This is a genomic window from Deltaproteobacteria bacterium (assembly GCA_009930495.1).
Lineage (GTDB): Bacteria > Desulfobacterota > Desulfovibrionia > Desulfovibrionales > Desulfomicrobiaceae > Desulfomicrobium.
This window is the reverse complement of sequence record RZYB01000462.1, coordinates 1-1086: the sequence shown is the minus strand read 5'-3', so window position 1 is coordinate 1086 and position 1086 is coordinate 1. Positions and strand designations below refer to the sequence as shown.

General features: G+C 63.0%; 2 protein-coding genes. Both read right to left on the bottom strand.

Going from position 1 to position 1086, the window contains the following annotated elements; all coding sequences use genetic code 11:
* Positions 1 to 215, bottom strand: a 215-nt coding sequence (locus EOL86_15485; protein NCD26972.1) for a malate dehydrogenase, incomplete at its 3' end; no start/stop codon positions are given.
* Between the two features lie 245 nt (positions 216 to 460).
* Complete coding sequence (locus EOL86_15480; GenBank protein NCD26971.1) at positions 461 to 1018, bottom strand: Fe-S-containing hydro-lyase; 558 nt, start codon at positions 1016 to 1018, stop codon at positions 461 to 463.
* Between the last annotated feature and the right edge of the window lie 68 nt (positions 1019 to 1086).

Here is a 1086-nt window from a genome sequence, read left to right as displayed (position 1 = left end):
TTGGAGACCACGGCCACGAGATTGCCCCGGCCCGTGTACTTGTAGGACAGCTCCTTGTCCTTGGCGATGGCCAGGCAGGATTCGGCCACGCCAGGGCTGTAGGCCATGGCCAGATGTTTTTGGGTGGCGTAGGGTTTGATGGGCACGACTTCAACTTTGCCGGGCCGAACCTCGGAATGATAATCCAGGGCTTCCTGGGGAGTGAAAAGGGCCATGTTGTCCTCCAATGTGATGCCGCATGGGCGGCGTTGACAATTTCGGTGATCGGGCCAGGGGGAGTGGCCCCGCGTATCCTGCGTAGGGCAAAAAATTTTTCCCTCCACGGCGGACACTCGCACAGGACGTGCGTGCGCGTCTCGTTTTGCGCCTAACACGAATAAAAATACTAAACTTCACGCCAGCCCCCAAATCGGGTCAAGGGGCCGAGCCCCTTGCGGGGTGCGGGGCAGAGCCCCGCATTTTATTCCAACCCCGCCGCTTTCCGGTCCGGCTGGACGTAGAGTTCGCCGCCGACGGAGTCGTTGATGACCAGAAGCGGGAAATCGACCACGGTCAGCTCGCGGATGGCCTCGGGGCCGAGTTCCTCGAAGGCGACGACTGTGGCCGCTGTAATACATTTGGACAACAACGCGCCAGCCCCGCCCGTGGCGCCGAAATAGACCGCCGTGTGGTCTTTCAAGGCCTGACGCACGGCGTCATTTCTGCGGCCCTTGCCGATGGACGCCTTGCAGCCCAGGGCGTGCAGGCGCGGAGCGTAGGTGTCCATGCGGTAGCTGGTGGTCGGCCCGGCCGCGCCGATGGGCCGGCCTGGAGGGGCCGGGCTGGGGCCGACATAATAAATGGCCGATCCCTGGAGTTCAAACGGCAGCGGCTCGCCCTTGTCCAAGAGATCCATGAGCCGCTTGTGGGCGGCGTCGCGGGCCGTATAGATGGTGCCGGTCAGCCGGACCACGTCGCCGGCGCGCAGTTTGCCGACAGCTTCATCCGTGAGCGGAGTGGTCAGTTCATATTCGGCCATTAGAGTTCCACCTCCTGATGCCGGGCGCTGTGACACTGGATGTTCACGGCCAGGGGAAGGCTCGCGAT